This window comes from Hymenobacter sp. IS2118 (genome assembly GCF_000715495.1).
Taxonomy (GTDB): Bacteria; Bacteroidota; Bacteroidia; order Cytophagales; family Hymenobacteraceae; genus Hymenobacter.
Window position 1 is genome coordinate 1 of record NZ_JNLX01000112.1, and the last position, 22242, is coordinate 22242.

Below are 22242 nucleotides of genomic sequence, written 5' to 3' on the forward strand. Positions count from 1 at the left end.
GCGGCCCGCGGCCCGGGCCGCGCAAGCCGTGAGTTGGGCCGAGGACGCCTACGCGGTGGTGCACGCCGCCACGCTGGAAGTCTACGAGCCGGTGAGCCACGCCCGCTTTGCCACCCAGCTGGAGGCCGAGCAGTACCGGCAGGGGCTGGTGGCCGCCACCCCGGCCCTGGCTCAGGAAGTGCTCGTCGTGCCCGCGTACCAACTGGAGCTGGCGTAGGATATTTCCATCATTCTCTGCCATTCATTCACAATCTATTTACCCGTTAGAACCTACACTATGCCTTTTTACACTCCCGGCGGTGGCCCCATTAAACTTGCTTCCGGCCACAACTACGGTAACGGATACTTTAGTGTATGGTACGACCGGCTACATACCTCTTATGCCACCGACCAGAGCAATACCTATGCGGTTACTGACGGTGATTCTACCAACTGGCACCGTGCGGATGGAGAAGTTGATAGGTATACTGATTCAGATTCACCGAATACCGTCGTGATATGGAATTACCATTTCGGCGGCTCGGCATTTGCGACACGAAGCACTAGCACCAGTGGCGGTGAAAGCCCTACAACGCCGACTAATTGCAATTTCGGCATTGCTACAATACACGAAGCGCGCGATAGCAACCGAAATCTGATTGCCGGCACCATTGAGGTCATTGCTTATGGCCTGCAACCCCACGTGCCACCCCTGCTATACCAGCTTAATGGCGCGGGGCCATTCGTAGAGTTTCCGGTAGAAAGAAGCGTGCAGGATACGGCATCGCAACTCACTTTCCAGATATCCAACCTACCCATTGGTCAGTATACCATTATCATTAAAGATAGCGCGACTCCACCCTGTCAATATGCGTATCTCAATTCCGTTAACCTGACCACTGGTACCGCCCCACCAGTTGCTTGCAATCTGGAGCTAACCGACTTGACCGGTAATGCTCCCACGGGCAGCGGCTTGAGCGATGGCACTGTGACAGGCCGTATTAAGGACGCTGGCTCAGCCTACGTGCGCGTGCAACTGCTACAGGATGGACAGGTAGCATACGTCCAAAATTTTCAAGACACTGGGCCTGCTGGTGGGAATTACCCATTCACATTAGTAGGCGTACTGCCGGGTTATTACGAAGTAGTCGCTGGTACTGGTGCTCAGGCGGCTGCTGACATCGTCTTGAGCTCTTCAAATACCACCTGCTTTTTCCCGCGTGGCACCAGCGTTCCTAATCCTACTGTAATAATCGACCCGCCCGACCTTGAAATCGGCGACCATCTGACGTTCCTGCCATGGGTGCAGCCTTCGTTGGGCAATGCGGCCCTGATGCAGCCAATAGCACCTACCAGCCTGCGCCCAACGCTAGCCCTCAGCGCGACGCTGGTTATCGATGCCAACGCAGCTACTTCCCAAACCCAGGAGGTCGCTGCCACCTTAGCCGAAATTTACGGCCCCAGCGACGTGGTGGGCATTAACCAACGGGCTATCCTAGCCACCGTACCCCATGCTGAAGCCGTGGGATTCTCACCGCTGCAACTGGCCGCTATCGACTTCAAGGAAGAGGACTTGCCCTGGCGCTATAGCACGCTTAAGGCTGCGGCAGTGGCGGCTGTCGCGGCGACCGCTACTACCGCAGCCATTGAGGCTATTGCCGCCGCGCCGCTACCTTGGTGCATGCTGCTGGTACTGCGCGCCGACGAGTTCGAGGCGCTGCCATTGGCGGGCCAGCCCCTGCCCAGCGTCAAGGTGAAGGCCAGCACCACAGCTGCGACGCACGTGTACCCCAGTACCCTCCCAGAGCAGCAAAAGCTGTGGGCTCATGTGCAGGTGAACAAAAGCTTAGGCACCCCGGCCAGCGGCACGCCGCCAGTGGGACCGCCTACGCTGCCGACCGGACTCCAGATTGATGAGTTTCTTAACGACGACTTGCTGCGGCAACCTGATCTAGCCTATTCGCGGGTGCTGTGCCCCCGGCGGCTGGAGGCCGACACCGCCTACCAGGCTTTTTTGGTCCCGGCAATAGAAGCCGGCCGCCTTGCTGGGCTGGGCCTGCCCTTCGACGTCAACGACGTACGTAAATCGGCCATTCCGGCCCCGACGGCTACCACGGATACTTCGTTTCCGGTGTATTTCCAGTGGAAGTTTGCGACTGGCAGCGAGGAGGATTTTGAGTCGCTGGTCACGCAGCTACATCCGGCTAACGGAACCACTAGCACCGCCCCGGCTCCCGGGTTGGACGTGCGCACGCCCGTCGCCAGCTACGTGCTGCCCATGCCGGCCCTGCTCGTGGACGCGGCGGCTCCCCCGGCCCCTGCGACCGCGGCCACCCAGGAGTTGGCCGTCGCCCAGTACCTGCACGCTCAGCTCGTACCCGGCCGCCGGGTGGGGAGCCGTCCCGTGGTCACGCCGCCGCTCTACGGCCGGGCGTACATGGTAACCCCTGATTTGCTGCCGCCGACCGTGGCCGTGGCCAGCAGCTGGAAGCACACCCTCAACCTCGACCCGCGCTACCGGGCGCTGGCCGCCCTCGGGGCCCAGGTGGTGCAGGATAACCAGGAGGAATACGTGCGCCGGGCCTGGGAGCAGGTGCAGGACATCTTGCTGGCCAACGAAAAGCTGCGCGGGGCCCAGTACGGCCTGCGCACCACCACCGGCCTGCGCGACCAGCACTTGCCCTTGGTAGCGGCGACGGCTGTGGGAGCCGGCGGTTCTCTTGCTGACCCCAACACTTCGGCGTCTTCTTCTGCCGCCAGAGGCACTAACAGCTTAAGCGCCGGCGCCCCGCAGGATTCGGGTTCCGCTGCCAGCTCCGGGCCCGTCCTGGCCGATTACGGCCTGCACCTCACCGGGCTGGCGCTGAGCCGGATTCGGGTAAGCGCCGCCGCAGACCCACAGGCACCGGCAGTGGCCAAGGTGACGGTGCGTGAGACCATCCGGCGCAGCAGTGCGCCGCTGGCCGCGTTCAGCGCCACGTTCCGGCGCATCATGAAGCCGTTTGGCAACTACCAGGTAGGGGAGGCCGGCCGACCACTGCGTCCTACGCAGCCAGCTCCGGTTCAGGTAACCAGCGATTTACGGCAGACTGGCACCACCCTGCGCCAGCGTGATGCGGTGCTGAGCCAACTGGTTGCGGGGCAACTCACGGCCGCGCCGGAGCGGAACGAACAGGTGCGGGCCTACCAGTTTTTGGACGACGAAGTGGATGCGCTTTTGGCCAGCGGTCGGCCGCTGCAATCGCCGGCCCTGACCGGCGACGCGAATACCCGCTTTGGATTGGCTTACGAGGGTTTCCGTACCCGCGACCCGAGCCTGCTGCTGGCTGAAGAAGATGTCGTTCATTTCGACAAACCGCAGTACGTGCGTCCAGCCCTGCCCCTCGATGCCATCAAGGCCGACGTAGTGGTGGGCACCGAGCCGGGCCCCGTGTTTGCAGTGCGAATCAAGCAAGCATCGCCGCTCGTGGACGTGCCTTCCCCCGTGGCTACTGGCGATTTTGATGCCCTAGATTTCAACGCGAACGACTTTTACGTAGGCGATTTTGACGAGCCGGACGCGCTTCTATCCGGCGATTTCCAGCCGGAAGAGTACCCGTTCGCCGCCTCATCAGAACCTGCTCCCACTAATTTTGCCCCAGAAGCGCTGGCGGCCCCTACGCCAGCCCCCACGTTGGCGGCACCGGCCGGACTGCCCGTCATCCGGCAAGCCAAAGTAACCCCCGTGTTTAAGGACCCGATGGGGGAGGCCCTGCGGCGGCGGCACCCCGAGCTGTTCGTACCGGGTCTGGGCGCGTTTCCGGCCGGCGGCGTGGCGGTGCTCGACGTGAACCGGGCGTTTCTGGAAGCCTACATGGTGGGCCTTAACCATGCCCTGGGGTCAGAGCTGCTCTGGCGCGGTTTTCCGGTGGATGTGCGCGGCACCTTTTTTCAGCAGTTCTGGGACGTAAGTGAGCACTTTAACACCACGCTCGCTCCCGACCAGACCCCCAGTGCGGCGGAAGAGGCGGCCATGCTCGACATCAAGCCCCTCGACCAGTGGATTAGCCGGGCGTTGGGCAGCAATGCCCCGGACCTCAGCCTGCTTACTTCGCCCGATTTGCCCCCCCGCGTGACCAATCCGCTGCGCATGGCCGTGCGCTCGGAGCTGCTGCGCCGCTACCCCAACCTGGTGCTGGCCTTGCAGTTAAAAACCGAAGCCACCGCTGACCCCGGCCTGATGCTGTATCCCCTGCAGCGCCTGGCCGTGGGGCAGGACCTGGTCGTCGTCACCTTTGACGTGAAACAGGCAAGGGCCAAAACCGACCACCACCTCGTGCTCATGGAGCGGCCCGGCCAGCCCAAGTTCGGCCTGGATGAATTTGCCCCGGCCGCCGATTCAGCCCAAACCCCCATTGCCAACCCCCTGAGCTGGAATGACTTTTCGTGGCAATACCTCGGCACGGAACCCGGCAGCGTGGTCACCATCAGCCCCAGCGGGCGGCCCCACGCCACGGCCGAACCAGGCCCGGTCGCTTACCTCACCGACAGCGCTACCGTGGCCTATGCCTTGTTTCAGGAGCCGATAATGGCCTCCATCCCCCTGAGCGGACTGATTGATTGATTTTTGTCGATACCCCCGCTTTTCTTTCTCTAACCGTTTTCCTTGCCGTTCGGCCTGCCATGCCCGTACCGACTCTTCCCGCGCTGCCCGGCAGCCTCGATGCCCATTTCCCTGTGCTGCTACTGCCCGTGAGCGTACAGGTAAAATTCGCCAAGCCCACCCCCGATACCCATGAGCTGCGCGTGCGCATCTACCCCGACCAGTTGGGCATCAGTACCCACGAGGCCGCTCTTACGGCCACGGAGCAGGAAGCCGGCGCGCAGTACTGGGCCCTGGCGCCCGCCGCCCCCACGGCCGTAGGCTTGCACGACCTCGCCCACTGGCGGGCGCTGGTGGCCCGTTTCGGGGTGCCCCGCTCGCGGTGGATACTGCGCCAGACCGTGCCGGCCGACTACCACGACCAGGTACCCAACCTGCCGGAAGAGCCCCTGCTGCCTCCCGCCGAAGACCGGTGGGCGCGCGCGGCCGAGGCGCGCGGCTTGCCGCACCATTTTTCGGTCCTGCTTTACACCAAGGCCGCTTCGCTGAGCGAGGTGGCCGAAGGGCCGGTGAAAGATTTACTGTACGCTGCTGCCCGGCCCTACGATGCCCAGGCCATTCCCCGGCCGACCACCGATTTTTTGCAGTTGACCAAAGTTGCGGAAGGTAACCCACTGGCCCAGTCGGGGCTCGCGGTGGGACTTGACCCGCAGGCCGAACACGACCAGGCCGACATCGGCGGGGTCGACGCCGGCAACAAGTGGACGGTAGATTTCGATGAGGCCGTGGCCACGGGCATGGCCGTGCGTGTGCCCCTGTCCCCGGCCGAGTACGAACAGGGCTTTGCCCGCCTGGTGGTGCTGGGCGTACGGGCCGGTGGGGCCACCGCGGGTCAGGAAACACTGGCGAATTTGCTCAGGGACCATTGCTACACCGATGGCCTCCAGTTGGTACCCCAGGGCACTCCGACCAACAATACCGATGCCGTGGCCGCCGGTTACAGCTCGCAGGAGCATACCGATGCCGAAGGCTCCTTCGAATTGCTCTCCCAACCGGCCAGCTTCGCGGCGACTACGCCCTTCACAGCACGCCCCGACGGCCAGCACCTGGCCAGCGCCCTGGGCTTGGCCCCGGGCCTCGTACCGCCCCTGGCCGGGGCCGGGGCCTCCGACGCCCGGGAAGCCCAGGCGCTAAATCGGGCGCTGTGGCCAGCCACCTACGGCTATTTTCTGGAGGAGATGCTCCGGCCCCTGCTCTCAACCGATGCGCTGGCCTGGACGCGTACGTTCTTCGAAACCTACGTGCTGGCGCGGGGAGTAACCCCGGCCCTGCGCGTGGGCGTCCAACCCTACGGCGTGCTGCCCACCACCCGGTTTTCGGCCTGGGAAGTAGACCCGCTGCTTCCCAACCACGCCTACGCCATGCAGCTGCAAGCGGTGCTGGGTCAGCTCGATGCCGTCTGGACGGAACGCCTGAACCCACAGCAGGAGCTCTATCCCACCCGTCCTGCGCAAGTAACAGCCGGGGGTGCCGCGGCCAGCTTTGCGGCGGCACCCGCTGACCGGACCAACCTGCTCACCACGCTGGGGCTCGAGGCCACGTCTACCGAGTATTACCAGCGCTACTTAATCGGCCCCGTCATGGCCGAGGCATTGAACGCCGATGCCCAGGCCGTGAGCGGTACCACCACGCAAATCTGGGCCGATTCGGCCCGCAATACCGGCCGCTACGATCCCACGCAGAATCCCCTCTACCAGGAATTTGCCAGGCTGCTGGACCCGACCAACGCGGCGGGACTGCAACGCACGGCCGGCGGGACGCCGGCGGCGGCGCCGCCCATCTTCGGCTACACCTTTCAGAGTACCTTCACGAAACTGGCCGACGCCTTTGCCGACGAGCCGGGCCGGCGCCGGAACGAAGGAGTGCTACTGGATGACGAGCCACTGTCGGAAACCAAGCCGGTGGCCGCGTTTCGGGGCGTGACGACCAGCCAGAATTACATTCACTGGCTGGCCACGGCTTCGTTTGATGCCATTCGCCTGGAGAACTTCACTTCCCTGCTCGCGGCCAACAGCACGAATTTTGTACCACCCAATGCCCTATTCTACTACCTGCTGCGCCAGGCGGTCTTGCTCGAATACTGGGCGGCCGCGAAAGCCTATTTTCTCACGAACGGCCCAACCCTGTCTCCGGGTGAGCTAGCCGACGATGAGCTGTTTAACATTCTTAGCACCAACCAAAAACCCCGCTGGGCCTGGCTGTACGACGTCGTGAACGGGCAGGCCCTCCACCAGGAGTTGCGGGCCGCGGGCACGCCGTTGGCTGCTTATCTGGCGGGCGTGGAGCAGCTGGCCCTGCTGCCCACCGCCCGCCTGGAGCGGCTATTGGCCGAGCACCTGGACCTGGGCAGCTACCGCCTTGACGCCTGGCGCCTGGCCCCGGTGGCCGAGCGCCTGGCCGACCTGCGCAAGACCTCGTCCCCCGAAGGAAGCCACCTCGGGGCCTTCGGGTGGCTGGAAGACCTGAAACCGGCCGACCGCTCCGTGGCCAATGCCGCCGGCACCCGCGACGACCCCGACAACCTGGGCTACATCCACGCGCCCAGCCCGACGCACGGCACGGCGGCTGCCATCCTGCGCCAGGGCTACAAGTCGCGTCAGTTTGCCGCCAGCCCCACCGACCTCACTACCCGACGCATGGCCGTGGACTTGTCGTCGCGCCGGGTGCGCGCCGCCCTGTCCCTGCTTGAGGGCCTGCGGGGTGGCCTTTCACTGGGCACGCTGCTGGGGCAAAGCTTCGAGCGGGCCCTGCAGCAGCACGACGGCCTGGCCAGCAACGGCCAGCGGTACGGCAGCTTCGTGGAGCCGTTCCGGGCCGCTTTCCCTTTGGCCGAGGAGCACACCCCGGTCCCCGGCGCGGACCAGGGCAGCCCGCAGGGCCTACCGCCCGAGCAGGTGGCCCGCCAGGTTACCGACGGCGCGGCGTTGCTGCGCGCTGCCGCCATCCGCAAAACCTATCCCTACGGCGTGGACGTGCCCGGCGCGGCCACGGACCCGGCCCTCGCCGCTTTCGTGGTGGCGTTGGTGGCCCAGCTCACCGATGATTTGGACGCCCTGGGCGACCTGGCCGTGAGCGAAGGTATTTACCAGGCCGCGCGGGGCAACACCGAGCGCGCCGCCGCCGTGCTCGAAAGCGTGGCCAAGGGGCAGTTTGCCGTGCAGCCCGATGTCGTGCACCCGCCCCAGCGCAGCCTCACGCTTACCCAGCGCGTACTGGTGCAACTGCCGGCGGCGTCCACGTTGCAGCAGTGGCCCGCGTCAACTTCCATGCTTACGCCGCGGGCCGCCGCCGCCCCGCGCCTCAACGCTTGGCTGGCGCAATTTTTTCCCAATCCGAACGACGTAAGCTTTGCCGTGGGATACCGACGGGCTTCCGGCGAGTGGGTGCCGCAAAACACGGGGACGGCCACACTGTTCGCGATGCGCCTGCAGCCAATCGACTTGCTCTATTTATTGGACGACAAGGCCATGCAGGACGGTTCGGACCTGGACCGGCTACTGGTGTATGCGGTTGAGGACTCAACGGCCATTCCGAACACGGAAAGCCCTCCCAACGATGCCCGGTTAGCAGTCAACTACGCGTTGGGTACGGGGGTAGCGGCCCTGCGCCGGCTGCTGCCCCTACTGGCCCGGCTGCGCCAGCTGGTGGGGAGCACCCGCCCGGCCCGGCTCCGCGACCTGCAGGCGCCCAGCGGCCTGATTGACAACAACGAGGACGCGGGCATTAACAGCAACGACCTGGTCGCGCGGCTGACCGCGAGCCAGACCGCACTCACTAGCTTGGCCCCCACGCCCCAGGTAACCACGCCGCTGGCGCTGGCCGATTTTTACAAGGCCGCCTTGTTTGGCCTGCCGGAAGCCTTCCAGGCGTTGGCCCCGGGAGCTGATTTGAACAGCGCCACGTTGGCCGTGCGGCAAGCCGTGCGCACCCGTTTGGACGCGGCAGGCGTGGCCATCCAGCCCATCGCGCCCGCCACGAGCATCACCGTGGCCGCCCGCCTGCAACAAGCCGCCGCGCTTTTCGGCCCCGCTTTCCGGCCCGACGTGGAAATTGCTTTTGGTGACCCCGATACGAAACAGCAATACGTCACCGCCACCTCGGCGGCCGCAGCCGCCAGCCTGCTGCGGCATCACGAGGCCCAGCCACTGGCGTTACTGGAATGGCTGCACGGCCTGGGGGCGGTCCGCGAGCCGATGAACCAGCTCGACAAAGTGCTGCTCATTCAAAACCTGCTAGACCCCGAGGCCCCGGCACTGCCTCCGTTGCGGCCCGCGCAGTTTTCTACGCTTTCGGCGTTGTCCACTCAGCCCGAGGAGTACTGGTTGGGCCTGAGCTGGCCCCGCACCTACGCCCCCCCCGGCGATGCGCTCTCGCTCGTGCAATGGCTGCCCGATGCCTACGACCCCACCGGGGACCAGTGTGCGCTGTGGCTGGACGAATGGACCGAAACCCTGCCCCAGGCCACAATTCCAGGCCCGCCGTCTCCGACAGAAACACTTCCTCAAGGCACGCAGTCCACGTCCCTCACCTTTCACTACGACCAGCCCAACTCCGAAGCCCCGCAAACCATGCTGCTGGTGGTATCGCCCCGGAGCAACCCGACCACGTGGACCATCGACGACCTGCTCGGAGCCGTGAACGAGACGCTGGACCTGGCTAAAAAGCGCACCGTGGAGCCGGATTCCCTGGCTTTTACGCCGCTGTCCACCGTGCTGCCCGCCGTGGTTGCACCCGTGGCCCAACAGGCCGTCACCTTTACCCTCGACCTGGGCCGCACCAATGGCAAGGCGGGCTTTAATGAAAAGCCCTTGCTGGTGTAGACGCCGGTCAACCGTTCTTCCGTCGGTTTGCCGGCCATTCCCCTTTCCAAATCACTACCCCGCATGGCTTATTCCTTTATTGAACCCACGCTATCCGCCTCCGCGGTGCACGCGCTACTCGCCGCCAATCGCCTCGAAACCCGGCCCCGCAGCCCCGAATTCAACCGGGCGTTGCGGGCCGAAATCCGGGACCCGACCTGGCTGCTGGCCCGGCAATGGCAGCTGCACGAGTTCCGGGCCGAGGACCGGGGCACTCCGGCCGTTGCCGAGGTGGTCGTGAGCGAGCAGCCACTGAGCCGGCTGGCCCTGCCTGGTCAGCCTTCCCGGGCTTACGCGCCCGCCCACCAGCCCCTGGAGGCGGCAGTAGAGGCCCAGCCCCGCGTGGTTGGTGTCGGACTGCGCCTGCAAATGGGCCAGTACTGGCTCCGCCAATTGCGCACCATCCCCGCGCTACTATCCGCCAGCCCACTTGAACGGGCAGCCGCGCTGGCCGCGTTTGCAGCGGCCTATCCGTTGAAAGCTCAGCTAGCCGACGAAGCGCCGGTGGCCTACGCCCAGGAAGCCACCACGGGCGAGGCGCTGGCGCTGCTTCAGCTCGCCGGCGCGACCGCACTGGATGGCTACGCGCTGTACCAGGCCCTGCTCGCGCCCCACCGGACCGCGCTACTGGCAGTCTTTGGCGACAGCGAACTCCTAGCCCAGGCCGTTGAGGGGCTATCCCTGACCACTGGTTTTCCCGCGGCCGGCCCGGCCACTGCCCTCGTGGGCAAGACCTCCCTCGACACGCAGGCGCGGCAGTTCGTGCTGGCCTTTCACCGCTTGTACCTGTTGGGCGAAGACAGCACCAGCTGGTCAACCGAGGACATGGCTTATTCTTTTACCGTGGGGACGGCCGGTGCGACGGGGCTGGGCGCCACCCACTACCCCGGCGGGGCCACCCTGCCCTGGTACGCCGTGGACCAGCGTCCGGCGCCCGCTGGCACCCCGGCGGCCCCGCCCGCCCCCGTCAGCCAGAAGTTTCTGCCCACCGAAGTGCAGTTTCCGGGTGCGCCGGCCGCCCGCTGGTGGGAATTTGAGGACCGCCGCGTGGATTTCGGCCAGGTTACCGGCGACCCCTCGGATTGGGGCCGGATGCTGCTCCAGGAATTCATGTTTCTCTACCAAAATGACTGGTTTTCAGTGCCCTATGCGGTGCCCGTGGGTTCGGTCTGCGCCGTGCAGCGGCTGGAGGTCACCGACGTGTTTGGGTACCGCTACGCCATTCAGCCCGCCGGCGCAGGGCAGCTGGCCGAGGAAGAGACCGACGTACTCATCGACAACGACGCCACCCGCTGGCGCTTGTTTGCCCAGACCGACCCCGCCCACGCGGGGCCGGCGGCCGCCCCGCAGCTCTACGTGCCCGCCGCGGCCCTGACCCCGCTGGTGAGCCGGCCGGTGGAACAAGTCAGCTTTCGCCGCGAGGAAGCCACCAACGTGGTATGGGCCGTGGAAAGCATCGTGTCGGATGGCTTCGCGGGGGGACTTGACGGCGCCTCTGCCGCTGCCCAGGTAGCCGAGACGCTGCGCCGCCTGGTACCGGCGGCAGTGCTGGTACCGGCTGCCGACCCGCCGGCCTACACGTACCAGTTGGCCAGTTCAGTGCCGGAAAATTGGCTGCCCTTCGTGCCCATGTTCGACAACGCCACGGGCCTGACCGTGCTGGAGCAGGGCGTGCTGCCGCGCCAGGGGGTAAGCCTCGACCAGGCGGACCCCGAGGCGGTGGTGCAGCCGCGCACGGCCCTTTTGCAACTTAACCCCAATGCGCCGTACCGCCTGCACGAGCACGAAATTCCGCCCTCCGGCGTGCGCGTGGACGGCAGCTGCTACCGCGTGCGCTGGTACGATGGCCGCACGGTGCTGTGGTTTGGCCGCCACCGGGGGCCGGCCCAGCCGGGTGGTAGTTCCGGGCTGGCCTTTGACCAGCTCAAACCGGGGCCGCAGTAACCGTTCCTTTCCCATTCATTTACTTCAATTACCCCTAAACCATGGCGCTCAAAGACTTCGACCAGCTCGTTACCGAAATCAATACGGCGGTCCACTCCGACGGACCGCAGGGCAAAACGACGGCTCTCAGCCTCGGCAACGTGCTCAAAAGCATTGCCAAGGAACTGACCACACTGCCGCAGGAGGCCGCGGTGGCCGCAACTTCCAAAGCGGACTTAGATGCCAGCGGCCGCGTTCCCAGCAGCCAGCTACCCAGCTACGTCGATGACGTTTTAGAAGTTGAAAGCTTTGATGCGTTGCCCGGCACTGGTGAGGCCGGTAAGATTTACCTGACGTTGGATACCAACCAGCAATACCGTTGGGGAGGGACCCAATTCGTTGAAATCGGCAAAAGCCCCGTCTTCTATACCGCGACTGGTCAAAATACCGATGGCGGCATGACGCAAAAGGCCATCACCGATGCGCTGTCTGGAATTGATGACCTGACCACCAATAAAGCCATCCTGATTAAAGCCGACCGTAGCAAAGTATTCTACACGGGCAACGGCACGCTGGCAATGGACAACGCCGACGATGCCGTCGTCCGCGCGTTCAACGATGCGGAGGCGGGCGACTACGTTTACATCACGGCCCCGGTGAACATGCCCTTTGCGAACCAATTCACCCTGCTTTGCCGCATCAAAGGAGGGTCCAACGTGAACTTAGGGGGCTTTCCCATCACGGCGATAAACTCGCAGGATTGCCTCGGCGTCGCTAGCAGCGGAGCCGGCGAAGTATACGGTTACGGTTCCGTGCTGACAGCAGTTGGCTCCTACGCTTTCTATACAACTGCCGGCATCGCCGGTCAGTACCGGCTGTTGAATTTGCATCTACGCGGTATTAATGGTGGAGGGGGCGCGCTCATTCGCTCAGGCAATTATTATCATGAGGGTAGTGTTAGCGCTTTGGCGACCTTGGCCCCATGGATAGGGATTAATATTATCGGCGTGGGGGGGTTCAGCTACGAGTTGGTGGGCGACCTAACGGTAGGCGGCATCGCCTGGGGCGTCTACGTGACCAACACGTCCGTAGCCAGGCTGCGCAACGGGCGGCTCACCCTCCAATCGGCCGGGTGCCTAATGGGCAAGCTGCTACATCAGGCGACGCTGGAGATTGAACAGTACGTCATTGATTTAACGCTGCGGCCGGTTGATGGAGGCATTTACTGCCTAAAAAGCACCAATACGGTCACCCTTACGGACGTCACGGTTATTGGCGGCAGCATCATTGCCGTCGGCAACGGGTCGACGCTTATTCTCCGTGGTAACACCACCCTGCCTACTGCTTACGGCATTGCTCATTTGCAAAGCCTGGGGGTAGTGGTGGATGACCAGCGTCCCACCGTTGGGGCGCTCGCGGTGGCCACGACCAGCACACTGGGGGGCATCAAAATTGGGAGTGGCCTGGGGGTTTTGGCAGATGGGACGGTCTATGCCACCGGAAGCATTGGCGGAAGCCCAGGTATTTCAGTGCCGGTCGATTTTGGCGCGGGCGCGGACGGTCCGGCCACGCTGGGTGCTATCACCGTACCGTGGGCTACCCGCAGTGGTTCCGTTTACACCATGATTCGCACCGCCTACCTCACGGAACTCACCATTCCGGAAAATACAGTCTTGAATGTAAACGGGCACAAACTATTTGTACAGAGCACCTTAAACAATAGCGGCATCATTCGGGGCAGCGGTAACAACGGCTTGTCAGCGACCGCTGCGGCTGGGGCTGCGGCACCAGCGGCGGCGGTTGGCACCGAAGCAGGCGCCGGTGGCAGAGGCGGGGCCGGAGGAGCTGCCACCGCAACAGCGGGCGGTGCGGCCCCGCAAGCAGCGGGTATAATTGGCGGCGGGGGCGGCTCGACAGCAGGTGGCGGCGGCGGCGCGAGCGCGGGGGGCGCTGGGGGTATAAGTAGAACTGCCACTGCCATTACGGCGCGGCCCGTTTATGATTTGCGGCCGGTGCTCACCAACGGCATCGCCCTGATGCTCGGGGGTAATCCCGGGAATGGCGGAGCCGGGGGAGCCGGCACCGGGACTGCGGCCACGGGCGGCGGCGGGGGCAGTGGCGGCAACGGCGGCGGGGTGCTGGACATCTGGGCGGGGCAGATTGCCGGCACCGGTGCGTTTGAGGCAAATGGCGGCAATGGCGGCAACGGCGGCAACGGCGCGGGGGTGAACACTGGCGGCGGCGGCGGCGGAGCGGGAGGTGGCGGGGGATTTATTCGGCTGGTTTATGCCTCTAAAACCTACACCGGCACTGTTTCGGTAGTTGGGGGGGCAGGCGGCAGCGGTGGCGTTGGTAACGGGACAGGGGCTGCCGGCTCCAGCGGGGGCGCTGGCTTAGAAGGCAATAAAATCGAGTTTAATGCGACAACGGCAACCTGGACAACAGCTTAAATCGCTTTTGCTTAGGACTTGTAGTATTCAACGGCGGAGCAATCCTGCTTTCACTCGCTTGCTGTTTTTTAGGGCTTAGTAAGCAATAATTAGAGGGTTAGGCCTGAGTTTCTGTTAGGTCGTTCAGGTCGTTTTCACTAACTGTTAGCATACGCCGTGCGTCCCAGCGCCGCCATCACCTAGTCCGGTTCTACGAAATCGCCCTTTCATTTTTCGCTTATCCTGCGCTACCCCATGTCCAAGCTGTTTGAGGTCCTGCCACTGGAGGCCAACCTGCGCTCGCAACCGCTGCTGGTGCCCAAAACCGTCATCACGCGGCTGCGGCAAGGGCAGCGGGTGGAAGAGGTGTCCATTATCCCGAGTCCGCCCGCGGGCTGGCGGCGCGTGCGGGCCGAGTTGCAAGGCACGCCCGTGGAGGGCTACATCAAGGCCTTCTTACTAAAAAAAGCCGACCCGGCCCCGGTGCTCCCGCCGGCACCGGTGCTGCCCAACATTCCCGAAGCCAGCCTGCGCAGTCCCAACCCGGTGCGCCGCAACCAGTCGGGCGACGGGTCGCGGGTGTACGGACTGACCGAACCGAACCAGCCCGGCTGCCCCGGCCCCGCCCCAACTGACCGGGCGCTACAGCTGGGTGCTATCCTCGGCTACCTACACGTGAGCCGCTCGGCGCGGTACGCCGCCGGGAAGGGCAAAACCTACTGCAACATTTACGCCCACGACTACGCCGACCTGGCCGGGGCTTACCTGCCCCGGGTCTGGTGGACGCGCAAGGCGCTGGTGGCGCTCGCGGCGGGGCAGGCCGTGAACCCGGCCTACGGCACCACCGTGCAGGAGTTGAACGCCAACAGCCTCTATAATTGGCTGGAGGAGTTCGGGCCCGACTCCGGGGGGCGACGTTCGGTGGACCTGACCGAGGTGCAGAACGCGGCCAATACCGGCCAAGTGTGCCTCATCAGCGGGCAGCGCAAGGAACCTAAACGCACCAGGGCATATCTGCGCCGTGGTGCCCGAAACGGCCCAGCACCGCGCTACAAGAAAGGGCGAGCCGGTGACGTTGCCGCTAATGAGCCAGGCCGGGGCAACCAACTTCGAGTATGGGGGTCGGGTGAGGTGGACGGGAGCGCAGTTTGTTCGGTTTGGGTTTTGGATTCACGCCTGAACTACCTTACAACGCGCTAACATGCAATGCTACACTCACAAGTTTGTAACAAAAGCCATAAGTAGTTTTTGTTTAACAAGGCAACAAAATCTTTGTCTGATAATACCTGCGTATTATGAAAAACCGAAAAGTTTGTGTTGCACAAATATTTACATTGGTGGTACCAGTCTGGCTTTGCTGCTGGTCAGCGTGCGCACAAGCCTTGCCCAATACTGCTTCTCTATATAACATAACTGACACATATTACCAGCGTCTTGAGACAACTTACGCTTACCAACCGGTACCTCTACCGCCGGGTAAGCAAACCGTAAGGCATTACCTGCGCATCAAGAATAAAAAACACCTGCTTGAATACATCACGCAGGATATTAACCAGCAACTCCGAGAATGTTTCTTCTTTAAACAAATAAATAAGGATACTTTATTGGTTTCAAAAGAAAAGTACCTATTTGGAAGTCAGGACATCAAAAACAGGAGAGTGAATTCTGTCGAAATATTCACTCAGTATTTGGATGAATGGAGATTGAAAACTGGTAATATATTAATTAGACAGCTTTTCAATCCGCTGGCTGATTTGGCTACTGAAACCGGCGTAGCCTTGTACGCAACGGACGTTTCCTACGAAACATTGGGTGATACAGTAGCTTGCTACCACGTGCAGGCACCGACCTCCACCCAAACCGCATACCGCATTGAATTGCGTGAACGGCGCCAGCCCGGGCAGCGGCGTTGGAATACTAACCAGCCGACCCAGTCCTGGCTGATTGACATTGCCGCCAAGTCGGTACGCAGTACACGTTCTCTAAATGATACCGGTGGCATCATGACGTGGACCAGAAAGTATGTAAATGCTACTGACTTTTCCGAGACTTTAGTGATTTCCCGCACCTCGGCCATGGGAGCTGGAGTCCTTATCCACGATTTACGCTACAAACGAATGTTTCGGCAGCAAACGCCTTATCAAGCTGTTGATTCCTATGAGATTATAAACTCAGGGAAAAATGGGGCTTCCACCATGTTTGAAATAATATCAGAGTATGAATGAATTGATAATTCAAGAAGGGTATTCTACTGATATACACCTTTTCATAAATGGACAGCCGAATTCTGCTGGTGCGTCAGTCGTCGGACAGAGCACTCGTGTCCTAATCGGGCTAATTGGGAATACTTCGGTGGCTGCCAAGATAGCCGCTATTAAAAATGGTGTTACCTACGATACTCTGCAGAACACGCGAGCTACTACTCAGGCTTTCATCACATTTGATGTGCAGCCAGATAGCAATCCTATGTTTATGTGGCTCGTCTTTACGGTAGCACCTGGAGCAGTTCCCGGTGATGTTTATTGTCGCGTTTCTAACGGTAACGTCCCTGCGTCACCTGACTACTCCAATCTCATTTTCCGCGTAACTGTTCATATCAGCCTAACACGGATTTGGTTAGGCAATAAAAGGTTAACGCTCTTCAATAATTCGCAGGATGACTCGGCAGAGGTAGTAGTGTACGCAGAATGCGTGGATGGCACTGTTGGGGGTGGAGCGCCTCAAACGAGCGTAGCCAATTTGAGCCGACATGATTACGTTAAACTTCGTTATACCCCAGCACCAGTTACTCCTCCCGCAAGCAGCGGCCAGATTTCGGATATTTTAGTTACAGGAGGCGTAGTCCGTGCCCAACTAAGTTCTTTTACACAATCAACATCCGCTAGAGGTACTATAAGTGTTACCATAGGCACTACGCCGACATCTCCATTACCCGGGACTACAGCTATTCCAACTGTGACCATTTATGTGGTGGCGGGTACCGAGGTAGCTCGCCCGCGCTTACGCCGTTTTTACACAGGGGCAGTAGCTGACTCGGCGCGGAAAACAAAATTGCTCTTTCTAACGGAAGGTTTTACCAGTCAAGCAGATGTAGAGCCATGGCTGACATTCATTAAGGACCAGTTCACAGCTTATGCCTTGCACTCGCCATTTGATATATTGAAAGATTCTATTGATTTTTGGACAGCTAACTGGCTGAGCAATGACCCCTCGCCCGGTATTACGTTAAAGTCAGCACTGACCCAGACAGGATATCTAGTTCCATCGCACCCCATTGCATACGAGCAAGTTGGTGCTACCAATACGCGAATAGATGGTCGGTCACCTCTATACACTATTAATGAACTATTGACTTTTGTCGGCCTGCCCAACTCTCAGTCCCCAACACTACTAGCGGGTATTAAAGCCGATTGGATAGGTAAAAACCTTCAGAAAGGCAGTCAGAATTTCGATGATAACAAAGTAGACGAAATCCTCTACCAAGCGTGGCGGCGGCAAGTGCCGGAGCTGTTCACGTATGCGAAGGACACACTCTTTGGCATGGTGAAGGGTACTTATAACCTCGAAACTGCCTCCCCTAACGAACTCACCAGGGCCGACTGGGGAGTAAGCGGACCTAGCTATTATCCAACAGCAGGTGACCGCAGTGATGGCAATCGATTCCTTACCAGATTCAACGCCATTCTGGGGACCTTGACTACACCTGACACCGCCAAGGGTTATAAAATGACCGGTAATGATTGGGGAATAAATTCCAAAGATGCCACCGCATCAGGTTTGGTCTGTGTCATTGTGAATGACCCAACTTTTGGGGGGGTTAGCGTTGCTTACGGTCGAAAACGTAAGTACCTAAATACAATGTTTTCTATCGGCGGACGCAAGTTTTACAATTTGGCCGGACCAGGGCCTGTAACTGACATCACTTTCCCCGACCCTCCCCCGCTAACGACAGCTCCCACAGTTCCTTTTACGCCGGCGGTAGCGGCGGCGGCGGCGGCAGCCAATGCGTCAGCAAATAATGCGGCTACTGCTGGGGTGGCCACTTTTGTGCATGAGTTGGGTCACCTTTTAGGCTTGGGCGATGAGTATGGCAACGTGCTTGGCAACAATCCATCGGGCAAAGCATCACTGACGATTCCTGACCCGGATGTAGACCGATTTCCGAATATCGTTACAGCCCAAAGGCTCATTGCTACTAACGTGGCTGTTTTGGCTGATAAGACTATTACGCCTCCGGCATCGGCCGCCGGTAGCTACGTATCAGTACAAGGGACCGTTAAAGACCCGGCAGCCATTAATTGGAACTGGGACCGTATGGAACTGTCAAGTATTATTTTGACCGTGCCCCAAGCAATAGCCGGTGCGACCACTCCTACTACTAGGCTGCGGGTAGAAACCGGACAGGACTGGCTGAGTAAAAAGGGCACCACTGTACTTGTGCGCAAGGGAGCACTCCTACCAGGTGCCATCGACACGACGCTGCTTTATCCTGTTTTGCTGAAGGATGTGGTGCTGATGACAGCAACCAATCCTCCCCCCCCCGCTATCCCTACCGCTGCTTATTTTCAACTGGTGCTGGAGGGGGTCCTACCTACTAGTCCTGCCTCCCTAGCTATTACAAAAGGAGACGTCATATACGTACCACGGTACTATCCTGCATTGCTACCAAGCACCACGCCCGGCACCGCCACGCCCCCGCCCGCCGCGATAAAAATGCGTTTGATTGCAGAGCAAGTGGCCCAGTTATTAAAGACAAGTACCTTCAAAGTCACGCCTGATGTGATTGATTGTGGTCAGGCATCTAGCGCGCAACAAGACCCAACGGCAAATAGTAATGCGTTTATCAAAGCAATGACCACGGACTTGGCTAATCGGGGAATTACGGCAGGTATATCAGCATTTCCTTACAGAATAATTGCTATATATGAGGGCGGTGGAGAATATAACTGTGCTGCTTACCGTTCTAACGGGTTTTCAAAAATGCGCGCTGCCAATGAAGTGGACACACTAGGGGTTCTAACAACGGTATTGCCCTTTAATTATGTGTGCCAGTACTATCTGGTCAACAAAATAAACCCCACGAAGCTGGCGGAGCTGGACGGGTTTTACGACAGCAGAGCTTATTAATTTGTCATGGAAGCAACCGGAACCACTACCAATCTGCTACGGGAAGTCGGGCAATTATTTTCCTTGCTGCAAGAAAAATTAAGCAGTGATGAGGCATTCCAAAGCTTGGCGCAGCAGCTAGGGTGGGAATTAGACGAAATACCCACACCGATAGCTGACCTGCTGCCGCTACTGGCGCAGCTTGAAACGAGCGTGCAGTCTTTGGTGGCCGAACCTACTCTGAGTGTAATCATTACAGTAGAAGAGAATTTAGCAGCAGTTTTTGCTGCTATTCAAGCTCTCTCAACTACCTCTTATACGTTTTCCTTTGACGCTGCTGCCTTCAAGGCGGAGTTTCCCAAGCAGTTAGTTAGCTTTCTTATCATCGATTATCTAGCGACTAAGTACCCTAAGCTGTATGGAGTTTTGCAAGGAATTGGGCTTATCGATAGCGTATTTGTGCCGGCTAGTGGCGACCGCCCTCCATTCATGCGCAAAAGCTTCAATCTGGTACTTCTAGCTGACGTAATTAGCGACCCCGGCGCTTTATGGCGCAACATTTATGGGTGGCAAGGCACGCACTTTATCTATGATAAGCTAGTGATGGTCATGGCTGATATGCTGTACCGGCTTGGTTGGCCCGTTGCACTTGGAGAAGCTGACTATGAGCTATTGTCCAGCGTAACATCAGATACGCTGCCGTCACTCCCATACATCAGCGCATTGAATGTCGATGTGCTAAACACGTCGACCAACCTCGGTAAATTCTTCTTTGGCCTAGGTCTACTACCCGTGCTTGATGTAAACGGTGGCTACAAAGGGCTAGCCTTGACGGCGCGCACGGCAGGATTAACTAACGAAAAGATTGCGCTCAGTGAAGTGTATTCGCTGCTGCTTACGGGTAATGTGAACTTAAGCCAAGGTATCGGCATCCAGGTTATTCCAGACCAGTCCCTCGTTATAAAGGGTTTAAATAGCTCGGTCAGCACTATACAGGGCAAGCTGGAAGCTGAGCTTGTGCGAGCTCCCTCTTCGAGGACTGGTAACCAAACGGTATTGCTGCGTACGCCTGGCAACACCCAGCTGACTTATGAATCAATTGCGTGGAAAATAGGTGCTACGTTGGATAATTCTGCCTCCGACCTTTACACCGAATTTAAAATAAATGCCCTGCGCTTTGCCTCTGGAGATGGCGACAACGATTCCTTTTTGAGCCAGGTATTAGAGAATTTCAACTTTAGAACCGACCTGAGCGTGGGCCTATCCAAGGTCAGGGGCTTTTACTTTGACGCAGCGGGCGGGTTGCAGACCAAGCAGATAAAGAATATCAAGCTGGGACCGGTGCAACTTAACAACGTGTCCTTTGTGGTGGATACTGCTAATTCATTTACCTACCTCACGGTGGTGACTGAGCTCGTAGCTGACCTCGGTCCAATAAGGGTTGGCTTGAGCGGAGTTGGCATGAAAGCAGGTCTCAAATATGACCCCGACGGGGGCGCCATAGGGCCGTTCTCGACCGACATCGCCGTAAAAGTGCCTAGCGGCGTAAGCATCGTAGTTAACACCGACACTCTTACAGGCGGCGGTTACCTCCTTCTTGACCCAGCCTACCACCAATACGCCGGAGTCGCCAACCTTAAACTCAAGACTACCGGGCAAGAAATCAACCTCAACGCCCTGGGCCTGCTGCAAACCGAATTGCCGGGCAACCCCGACGCCTACTCGCTGCTGCTGCTGATTACGGCCACTTTCAACCCCATTCAGCTCGGGCTGGGCTTCACCCTCAACGGCCTGGGTGGCCTGCTGGGCGTGAACCGCGCCACCGACACCGACTACCTGCGCGGCCTGGTGCGGGGCGGGCGCCTCGACCAGCTGCTGTTTCCGGCCAACGTGCTCGACAACCCGGCCGCCGCCCTGGCCCTGGTCGACGCCGCCTTCCCCGCCACGGAGGGCCGCTACGTGATTGGCCTGCTGGCCCGCCTGGGCTGGGGCACGCCCACGTCCTTAATCACGCTCGACGTGGCCCTGCTCATCGAGCTGCCTTCCCCCGTGCGCATCGCCATCCTGGGGGTGCTCGAAGCCACCCTGCCCAGCAAGGCCAACGACCGGCTCAAGCTGCGGGCCGACTTTCTGGGCACGGTCGACTTCGGCGCCAAGCGGGCCGCCTTCGATGCCACGCTCAGTGATTCGCACCTGCTGGCCTTTGCCCTGACCGGCGATATCGCCTTTCGTTTCTACCAGGGCGACACCCCCTTGTTCGTCCTCACGGCCGGCGGCTTCCACCCCGCCTTTCAGCCCCCGGCCGGCGCGGCCCTCACCGGCCTGCGCCGCCTCACCCTGGCCCTCTCGCGCGGCAACGACCTGCGCGTGACGCTGGCCAGCTACTTCGCCCTCACGTCCAACACCGTGCAGTTCGGCAGCCACCTGGAACTCTACTACCGCCTGGCCCGGGGCCTGCGCGTGGAAGGCCACTTCGGCTTCGACGTGCTCTTCCGCTTCAACCCCTTCCGCGTGCAGGCCCACGTCGCGGCGGGCGTGGCCGTCTACTACGGCCGCCGCGAGCTGCTGAGCCTGCACCTGGCCCTGGACGTGACCGGCCCCGGCCCCTGGCACCTGTGGGGCCACGCCAGCTTCCGCGTCTGGGGCGTGCGCATCCGCGTCGACGTGGACGCCACCCTCGGCAGCGGCCAGGCCGAGCCCGCGCTGCCGGCCACCGACGTGCAAACCCTGCTCGTGGCGGCCCTGGACGCCCCGGCCAGCTGGGAAGTGGAGGCCCCCCAATCGGCCCTGCCCGGCGGGGTGGTGCTGCGCCCGGTGGGCGCTGCGGCCGCTTCCTTCTTCCTCGACCCGCGCGGGGCGCTGCTGCTGCGCCAGCGCGTGGCGCCGCTGGGCGTGGCCCTGGGCCAGTACGGGGCCGGCCCGCTGGCCGCGGGCTCGGGCCGGCGCTTCGACCTCACGGAACTGGTGGTGGGCGGCGTGGCCCATGCCGTGGCAACCGACAAGGGAGTGGAGGTGGTGCGCGATTTCTTCGCCCCCGCCCAGTTTCAGGCGCTCACCGACGCCCAGAAGCTCTCGCTGCCCTCCTTCCAGCTGCTGCCCTGCGGCCTGCGCCTGGCCCGCCTGGGCGGGCTGGTGGCCGACGAGAGGGCCACGCTGCGGGTCGTGTACTACGAGCACAAGCTCCTCAGCGGCGCCAGCGGCGGGGCGACGCTTGCCAAGGTCAAGGCAAGCGCCACGGCCTACGGGCAGCTGGCACGGGGCGGGGTGCTGGGCCAGCAAGTCGAGGCCGCGCGGCCCGCGGCCC

Annotated in this window: 9 protein-coding genes; all 9 read left to right on the top strand. The window is 61.1% G+C overall.

Annotated elements, in window-relative coordinates:
- Nucleotides 1-217 (top strand): hypothetical protein (locus GM79_RS25420; RefSeq protein WP_035562887.1); only part of this gene is annotated, 217 nt, incomplete at its 5' end.
- 948 nt (nucleotides 218-1165) lie between these two features.
- Complete coding sequence (locus GM79_RS09680; RefSeq protein ID WP_152559928.1) at nucleotides 1166-4582, top strand: hypothetical protein; 3417 nt, start codon at nucleotides 1166-1168, stop codon at nucleotides 4580-4582.
- A gap of 59 nt (nucleotides 4583-4641) precedes the next feature.
- Nucleotides 4642-9441 (top strand): hypothetical protein, encoded by a 4800-nt coding sequence (locus tag GM79_RS09685; RefSeq protein ID WP_035562927.1) that lies wholly within the window; start codon nucleotides 4642-4644, stop codon nucleotides 9439-9441.
- A gap of 63 nt (nucleotides 9442-9504) precedes the next feature.
- Nucleotides 9505-11424 carry a hypothetical protein gene (locus GM79_RS25770; protein ID WP_035562929.1) on the top strand — a complete coding sequence of 640 codons (1920 nt, stop codon included), beginning with the start codon at nucleotides 9505-9507 and terminating at the stop codon, nucleotides 11422-11424.
- Between the two features lie 41 nt (nucleotides 11425-11465).
- On the top strand, nucleotides 11466-13853 hold the full coding sequence (locus GM79_RS24835) for a hypothetical protein (protein ID WP_035562931.1): 2388 nt from the start codon (nucleotides 11466-11468) through the stop codon (nucleotides 13851-13853).
- 234 nt (nucleotides 13854-14087) lie between these two features.
- Nucleotides 14088-15032: a hypothetical protein gene (locus GM79_RS09700; RefSeq protein WP_051718708.1), complete on the top strand. Its 945-nt coding sequence runs from the start codon at nucleotides 14088-14090 to the stop codon at nucleotides 15030-15032.
- A 95-nt stretch (nucleotides 15033-15127) separates the two neighbouring features.
- A complete protein-coding gene (locus GM79_RS09705; protein WP_152559929.1) occupies nucleotides 15128-16057 on the top strand; it encodes a hypothetical protein in 930 nt (309 codons plus the stop codon).
- Between the two features lie 730 nt (nucleotides 16058-16787).
- Nucleotides 16788-18959 (top strand): hypothetical protein, encoded by a 2172-nt coding sequence (locus tag GM79_RS24840; protein ID WP_152559930.1) that lies wholly within the window; start codon nucleotides 16788-16790, stop codon nucleotides 18957-18959.
- Nucleotides 18960-20060: 1101 nt separating this feature from the next.
- Nucleotides 20061-22242, top strand: a 2182-nt coding sequence (locus GM79_RS09715) for a DUF6603 domain-containing protein (protein ID WP_200875597.1), incomplete at its 3' end; no start/stop codon positions are given.

What these genes read in the sequence shown, in the direction of transcription:
- GM79_RS09685 (WP_035562927.1), top strand. Translation starts at nt 4,642, where the DNA reads ATGCCCGTACCGACTCTTCCCGCGCTGCCCGGCAGCCTCGATGCCCAT.
- GM79_RS09705 (WP_152559929.1), top strand. Translation starts at nt 15,128, where the DNA reads ATGAAAAACCGAAAAGTTTGTGTTGCACAAATATTTACATTGGTGGTA.
- GM79_RS25770 (WP_035562929.1), top strand. Translation starts at nt 9,505, where the DNA reads ATGGCTTATTCCTTTATTGAACCCACGCTATCCGCCTCCGCGGTGCAC.
- GM79_RS09700 (WP_051718708.1), top strand. Translation starts at nt 14,088, where the DNA reads ATGTCCAAGCTGTTTGAGGTCCTGCCACTGGAGGCCAACCTGCGCTCG.
- GM79_RS24835 (WP_035562931.1), top strand. Translation starts at nt 11,466, where the DNA reads ATGGCGCTCAAAGACTTCGACCAGCTCGTTACCGAAATCAATACGGCG.